We start from the raw sequence: 7,143 nt of genomic DNA, 5'->3' as shown, positions 1-7,143 counted from the left end.
GCCCTGTCCTGCGCCAGCCAGATCGAGCGGCTGCGCGCGGCCTGCTCGCCGGTGGGGATCATCGCCGCGGGGTCCGCGACCGAGGCGCCGACACAGGGAATGAACCACGACCGCATGAACGGATCGCAGGCGAAGCCTTTTTGCGTGCGTGTCACCATCACCGCCAGCGGGACGCGCTCGGCCGGCCGCCAGGGAAAGATCATGCGGCCGCCTGGCCGCAGCGCCTTCAGCCATCCGGCCGGGGGCGCTGCGACCCCGGCATTGACATAGATGATGTCGGATGGCGGCAGGGGCGTCGTCACGGCATCGCCATGGACCACCGTCGCATTGCCATAGGCTTCGAGATTTTGACGCGCCAGATCGGCCAGCTTCTCGTCGAGTTCGAAAGCGGTGACGATGCCGCCTGGCGAAACCAGCCGGGCCAGCACGGCGGTGTAGTAGCCGGTGCCGGCGCCGATATGGCAAACCGCCTCACCGGGTTTCGGTTCAAGCTTTCCAATCCACATGGCGTGCAGGAATGGCTCGCCATTGTTGATGCCCTTGTCGTCGTCGAGCGCCACCAGCACGTTCTGATAGATATGAGCCGGATCGGCGCTTGGTGTTGTGACCCTGCCGTTGCCGGCGACGACCGTCCACGGTCCGGGACCGAGAAACGCTTCGCGCGGCACGTCGGCGAAAGCCGCTTCCAGACGTGGGTCGGGCGAGCCGGCATTGGCGGCCAGCAGCCGCGCGTAGAATTTCCTGATGTCTTCGATCCGGGTCATGATGCCGGAAAACATAGCGCGGATTGCCGATTTGTCGCGAGGCTGCCCCCTGCGCAGAGGGCAGCTGGTTTCCAGGCGAAGCGGAACTCAGCCGACCCCGAACATGGTGTCGTAGAGCAGCTTGAAGTTGAGCACCAGGATGATCGCGGCGACCACCCAGGCAAGGGCTGCGACGCCGCGCGGAATGGCGAGATTGCCCATCTTCTTCTTGTCGGAGACGAACTGCACCAGCGGGACGACCGCGAAGGGCAGTTGCATCGACAGGATGACCTGGCTGAACACCAGCAACTGGCCGGTGCCCTTTTCGCCATAGAGCGCGGTGACGACCACCACCGGGATAATGGCGAGGCCGCGCGTCAGCAGCCGGCGTGCCCAGTTGGGGATGCGCAGGCGCAGGAAGCCTTCCATAACAATCTGGCCGGCGAGCGTGGCCGTCACCGTCGAGTTCAGGCCGGAAGCCAGCAGCGCCACAGCGAACAGGATCGAGGCGATGCCGAGGCCGAGCAGCGGCGACAGCAGCTCGAAGGCCTGGCCGATCTCTGCGACGTCCTGGTGGCCGGTGTTGTGAAAGGCGACCGCGGACACGATCAGGATCGAGGCGTTGACGAACAAAGCCAGCATCAGGGCGATGGTCGAGTCCGTCGTTGCCCATTTGATGGCGTCGCGCTTGCCCTTGTCGGTGCGTTCATAGGCGCGGGTCTGCACGATCGAGGAGTGCAGATAGAGATTATGCGGCATGACGGTGGCGCCGATGATGCCGATGGCGATGTAGAGCATCGCCGGATTGGTGACGATTTCCGACGACGGCACGAACATGGCATGCAGGATCGAACCGGCCGGCGGGGCGGCGACGAAGATCTGGATGGCGAAGCAGCTGAAGATGATGATCAAAAGCGCGATGACGAAGGCTTCGAGATAGCGAAACCCCTTGTTCATCAGGAGCAGCACGAGGAAGGCATCGAGCGCCGTCAGCATGGCGCCGCCGATCAGCGGAATGCCGAACAGAAGCTGCAATGCGATCGCGGTGCCGATGACTTCGGCCAGGTCGCAGGCGATGATGGCCAGCTCGCAGGCGATCCACAGCACGAAGTTCACCGGCCGGGGATAATAGGCCCGGCAGGCCTGGGCGAGGTCGCGGCCGGTGGCGATGCCGAGCCGTGCCGCCAGCGCCTGCAAAAGGATCGCCATCAGGTTGGACAGCATGATGATGAACAGCAGCGTGTAACCGAACTGGGCGCCGCCGGCGAGGTCGGTCGCCCAGTTGCCGGGGTCCATATAGCCGACCGAGACCATGTAGCCGGGACCCATGAAGGCGAACAGGCGACGGAACCAGACGCCCGAGTTCGGCACGGCGATAGAGGAATTGACTTCGCGCAGGCTGGGCTGCTCGTCCTCGTCGGGCCTGGCGAACCGCCATGAGGAACGGGAGGCTGTGGCTTCGGCTTCGGACATGAAGGAGGGCTTTCCGCGAGACTGGACGATGTTGGCTTAAGCTATGCCATGGCTCAACATTATGCAATATGCTATATTTCATTGTCGTTGCTTTTTATCCGGCTCGCGGTCATCGGGTGAAGCGGCAATCGGAAGCCCCGGTTGCACCTGTGGCGGAATGCAAATAAACGGCCTGAAGAATCAGAGCCCGTGCTATGAAAGCATGGATGGCAAATAGTCCTGGGAGGAGCGCGTATTGGTGCTGAAGAACAGACCAGTTCCGCGCGAGCCGCTGCTCGACGCCGAAATTCATTCGGAGGGCTTCCGGCAGCAGCGCGAAGCGCGCCGCAGTGCGTTGGTCGAGGATTATGTCGAGCTGATCGCCGACCTGATCGAAGACGGCAACGAGGCGCGTCAGGTCGACATCGCCGCACGGCTCGGCGTCGCGCAGCCGACGGTGGCCAAGATGCTGACCAGGCTGTGCGCCGACGGTCTGGTGTCGAGAAAGCCCTATCGTGGCGTGTTCCTGACCGAAGCCGGCCGCAAAGTCGCGGAGGAAAGCCGCATCCGCCACCAGACGGTGGAAGCTTTCTTGCGCTCGCTCGGTGTCAGTGCGGAGACAGCGCGCATCGATGCCGAGGGCATCGAGCACCATGTCAGCGCCGAGACGCTGGAAGCCTTCCGCAAGGCGATGACGGCGCGCTGAGCGCCAGAGTTCCCGCGTCGCCGGAACCGTCGCACGCCAGACACGTTTGCACCAGATCCGTGCGATTGGCGCGCGAAAGGGAGGAAACGATGGGCATCGAACAAACGCCGGCGGCAAAGGGCAAGCAGGCAGCCGAGGGACTGAAACAGGCGGCGGCCAGGGATGAGCGCAAGACCGAAGCCGAAACCGGCCATCCGCTGAAAAAGGGCGCGGCGCGTTTCGAGGAGCGTTCGAAGAGCTCCGACGGCAAGAGCGCCGGCGCCAAGCAGGAAGATTAGCTCTCTGTCGGGCTTACGTGATCGGCTGTAGGCCACGGGGACGATTGCCACGCCGAGCCGCTCGCCACAACGAACTTGGCCGCAAGGCAACCCGTGTGGCCAAAAAGGCCATCGAAAAATGCTGTGACTTGGCGCAACCGTTGAGATAATTGTTTGTCGCCCCGGAGCAACGGGGAGGTTTGCTGCACGAGGAGTTGCCATGCTCTGGAAGGGCCGTCGTCAGAGTGACAATATCGAGGACGACCGCAGCGACAGCGGCGGCGGCGGACTCGGCGGCGGCGGTGGCCAGTTCCGCATTCCGATCGGCGGCCGTACCGGTGGCGGCGGCAGCATCTTCCTCGTCATCCTGGTGGTGCTGGCCGGATGGTATTTCGGCTTCGATCCTTCGACGATCCTGGGCGGTGGCGACGGCGGCCTGCTGCCGGGCGGCGGCGGCCAGATCACCGACAATAGCGGCCAGGACAACGGTGCCACACCGGCCAATGACGAGATGAAGCAGTTCGTGGCGACCGTGCTGGCCGAGACCGAGGACACCTGGACCGGCATCTTCAAGTCGCAGGGATTGACCTACGAGGATCCCAAGCTGGTGCTGTTTTCCGGCCAGGTGCGCTCGGCCTGCGGCTTTGCCTCCGCGGCGGCCGGACCGTTCTATTGTCCCGGCGACCACAAGGTCTATCTGGACATGACCTTCTTCCAGCAACTCGACCAGCAGTTCGGCGCTTCGGGCGAATTTGCCCGCGCCTATGTGATCGCGCATGAAATCGGCCATCATGTGCAGAACCTGACCGGCATCATGTCCAAGTTCAACCAGATGCGGCAGAGCATGGGCGAGGTCGAGGCCAACCAGATGTCGGTGCGAATCGAGCTTCAGGCCGACTGCTTTGCCGGTGTGTGGGCCCACTACACCGGACAGAAAGGCATATTGGAGCAGGGCGACATCGAAAGCGCGCTGAACGCCGCCAAGCAGATCGGCGACGACACGCTGCAGAAGAAGATGCAGGGCTATGTCGTGCCGGAAAGCTTCAACCACGGCACCTCGCAGCAGCGGCAGACCTGGCTGGCGCGTGGTTACAAGAGCGGCAAGCTGTCGGATTGCAACACGCTGAGTGGGCCGATCTGACCAGACCGTTGTCGAGCTTCACCTGCCGGCGATGCTGCCGTCAGGTGGTGTCAGGATGAATAGATTCGGCCTGTTCCTGCATTGTTCCTTTCCGCGAGCTCGCCTATAAGGTGCGTCCGCCTGCGCCTGAGGGCGAGCAGAGGAGCTTGATCCTGCATGATCGACCCCAAAACCGCCAGACGGGGCCTTGCGCTCGTCTTCACCACGCTGCTGCTCGACATTATCGGCTTCGGCATGATCATGCCGGTGCTGCCGGCCTATCTCCGGGAATTGACCGGGGTCAGCATCAGCGGCGCGGCGATCGAAGGCGGCTGGCTGTTCTTCGTCTATGCGGCGATGCAGTTCTTCTTCGCACCGATCATGGGCGGCTTGAGCGACCGGTTCGGGCGGCGGCCGATCCTGCTCGCATCGGTGCTGACCTTCTCCATCGACAATCTGATCTGCGCCGTCGCCTGGTCCTACCCGATGCTGTTCATCGGGCGCGTGCTGGCCGGCATTTCGGGCGCCAGCTATTCGACGACATCGGCCTTCATCGCCGACATCTCGAACGATGACAATCGGGCTAAGAATTTCGGCCTGCTCGGCATCGCATTTGGCGTCGGCTTCGTCATCGGGCCGGTTCTGGGCGGGCTGCTCGGCACGTTCGGGCCGCGCGTGCCGTTCTATTTCGCCGCCGGGCTCGCCTTCGTGAATTTCCTCATCGCTTTGTTTTTCCTGCCGGAAACGCTCGATGACAAGCACCGCCGCCGCTTCGAGTGGAAACGCGCCAACCCGGTCGGCACGCTTCTGCAGATGCGCCAATATCAAGGCATCGGCTGGATCGGGCTTGTCTTCTTCCTGATGACGCTCGGGCATATGATGTATCCGGCGGTCTGGTCGTTCGTCTCCAGCTACCGCTATGGCTGGAGCGAGCAGCAGATCGGCTTCTCGCTCGGCGCCTTTGGCCTGTGCGGCGCGATCGTCATGGCGACGGTGCTGCCGCGCGTCATCCCTAGGCTTGGCGAGTGGAAGACCGCAGTCATCGGCCTGACATTCACGGCAGCCAGCGCCTTCGGCTACGCCTTCGCGTCGCAAGGCTGGATGATCTATGCGGTGATCGTCGTCGGCTGCCTGGAAGCGCTGGCCGACCCGCCGCTGCGGAGCCTCGCCGCCGCCAAGGTGCCGCCTTCGGCGCAAGGCGAACTGCAGGGCGCGATGACCTCGATCTTCTCGATCACCTCGATCATCACGCCGCTGCTCTACACGGCGATCTTTTCCTGGTTCACCGGGCCAAGCGCGCCGGTGACCTTCGGCGGCGCGCCCTATCTGCTGGGAGCGTGCTTCCTGACGCTGGCGGTCATCGTCTTTGTGACGAAAGTTGCGAGGCCGGCAGCGCGCACGAATGTCGCCACCGGTGTCGCTGAGGATGGAGCACAGGTGTGAGTCACAACCGCATTGCGCTCACCAGGGAGGGCCATCCCGGCAGGGCAATGAGGGGCGGCGCTACCGGATCGCGCTAAGCCCGTTCGGCCAGCAATTCCTCACCGCGCTTTTCGCGGATCAAATTGACGAAGCGGCGGAACAGGTAGTGTGAATCCTGCGGGCCGGGCGAAGCCTCGGGGTGATGCTGGACCGAGAACACCGGCCGGCCGGTCAGGGTGATGCCGCAATTCGAACCGTCGAACAGCGAGACGTGGGTTTCCTCGACGCCTGATGGCAGCGAGTCGGCATCCACGGCAAAGCCGTGGTTCATCGAGACGATCTCGACCTTGCCGGTGGTGTGGTCCTTGACCGGATGGTTGGCGCCGTGATGGCCCTGGTGCATCTTGGCGGTCTTGCCGCCCAGCGCCAGCGCCAGCATCTGGTGGCCAAGGCAGATGCCGAACACCGGGATGTCGGTCTTCAGCAGATCCCGGATGACCGGTACGGCATAGTCGCCGGTGGCTTCCGGGTCGCCGGGGCCGTTGGAGAGAAAAATGCCGTCCGGCTGCATGGCGAGGATTTCCTCGGCGCCGGACTTGGCCGGCACCACGGTGACCTTGGCGCCGAGGCCGGCGAGCAGGCGCAAGATGTTGCGTTTGACGCCGTAGTCGATGGCGACGACGTGCATTGTCGGTTCGATCTGTTCGCCAAAGCCTTCGTTCCACACCCAGGGTGTCTCGCGCCAGACCGAGGACTGGCCCGACGTAACCTCCTTGGCGAGATCCAGCCCGATCAGGCCCGACCATGCGGCGGCGCGGCGCTTCAGATCGTCGATGTCGAACACGCCATCGGGCGCATGCGCGATGACGGCGTTGGGCATGCCCTTTTCACGGATCAGCGCGGTGAGCGCGCGGGTGTCGATGCCCGACAAAGCGACGATGCCGCGCTTCTTCAGCCACTGGTCGAGACCAGTGCCGGCACGGTAGTTGGACGGGTTGGTGACATCGGCCTTGAACACGGCGCCGACGGCGCCGGCGCGGGCGAGCGGATTGAGATCCTCGATGTCCTCGTCATTGGTGCCGATGTTGCCGATATGCGGGAAGGTGAAGGTGACGATCTGGCCGGCATAGGACGGATCGGTGAGGATTTCCTGATAGCCGGTCAGCGCCGTGTTGAAGCAGACTTCGGCGACAGCGGAGCCGGTGGCGCCGAGACCGCGACCTTCGATGACGGTACCGTCGGCCAGCACCAGAAGGGCGGTCGGCTTTTCCGTGGCCCAAGCGGGGGTCAAGGCGGGCGTCATCTCGGCCATGCGGCACTCCTGTCAGGCCGCGCGCTGCAACCGGCCCGGCGGGCCATCTGCGCGGCAAACGGCGCGAAGCGGCGATTTCGCGGCTTCCACGCAGTCAAATTTCCGTTCATGCAAGGCCCAGTACATAGGGG

At 63.9% G+C, this 7,143-nt stretch carries 7 protein-coding genes; 4 read left to right on the top strand and 3 right to left on the bottom strand.

Annotated elements, in window-relative coordinates; genetic code table 11:
- On the bottom strand, nt 1–764 hold a 764-nt coding region (locus EN949_RS30980; RefSeq protein WP_164782593.1), incomplete at its 3' end, for a protein-L-isoaspartate O-methyltransferase.
- Nucleotides 765–851: 87 nt separating this feature from the next.
- Complete coding sequence (locus EN949_RS30975) at nt 852–2,216, bottom strand: Nramp family divalent metal transporter (RefSeq protein ID WP_013530120.1); 1,365 nt, start codon at nt 2,214–2,216, stop codon at nt 852–854.
- A 235-nt stretch (nt 2,217–2,451) separates the two neighbouring features.
- Here EN949_RS30975 and mntR point away from each other — a divergent pair, with 235 nt between their 5' ends.
- From mntR to EN949_RS30955, 4 genes are all read left to right on the top strand, one after another.
- On the top strand, nt 2,452–2,901 hold the full coding sequence (gene mntR, locus EN949_RS30970; RefSeq protein WP_024504117.1) for a manganese-binding transcriptional regulator MntR: 450 nt from the start codon (nt 2,452–2,454) through the stop codon (nt 2,899–2,901).
- An 89-nt stretch (nt 2,902–2,990) separates the two neighbouring features.
- Nucleotides 2,991–3,179, top strand: coding sequence for a hypothetical protein (locus EN949_RS30965; RefSeq protein ID WP_013530122.1), 189 nt, complete (start codon nt 2,991–2,993; stop codon nt 3,177–3,179).
- Between the two features lie 199 nt (nt 3,180–3,378).
- Nucleotides 3,379–4,299: a neutral zinc metallopeptidase gene (locus EN949_RS30960; RefSeq protein ID WP_013530123.1), complete on the top strand. Its 921-nt coding sequence runs from the start codon at nt 3,379–3,381 to the stop codon at nt 4,297–4,299.
- A gap of 156 nt (nt 4,300–4,455) precedes the next feature.
- Nucleotides 4,456–5,721 carry a TCR/Tet family MFS transporter gene (locus EN949_RS30955; protein WP_063168787.1) on the top strand — a complete coding sequence of 422 codons (1,266 nt, stop codon included), beginning with the start codon at nt 4,456–4,458 and terminating at the stop codon, nt 5,719–5,721.
- A 73-nt stretch (nt 5,722–5,794) separates the two neighbouring features.
- Here the strand turns inward: EN949_RS30955 and carA are convergent, their stop codons facing one another.
- Nucleotides 5,795–7,012 carry a glutamine-hydrolyzing carbamoyl-phosphate synthase small subunit gene (carA, locus tag EN949_RS30950; RefSeq protein WP_063168786.1) on the bottom strand — a complete coding sequence of 406 codons (1,218 nt, stop codon included), beginning with the start codon at nt 7,010–7,012 and terminating at the stop codon, nt 5,795–5,797.
- Nucleotides 7,013–7,143: the final 131 nt, after the last annotated feature.

Origin of the sequence: Mesorhizobium sp. M7A.F.Ca.US.007.01.2.1, from assembly GCF_003998165.1 — a bacterium.
GTDB classification, from domain to species: Bacteria; Pseudomonadota; Alphaproteobacteria; order Rhizobiales; family Rhizobiaceae; genus Mesorhizobium; species Mesorhizobium ciceri.
Note: the sequence above shows the minus strand (reverse complement) of the source record. Positions and strands in the feature narration are given on the sequence as shown.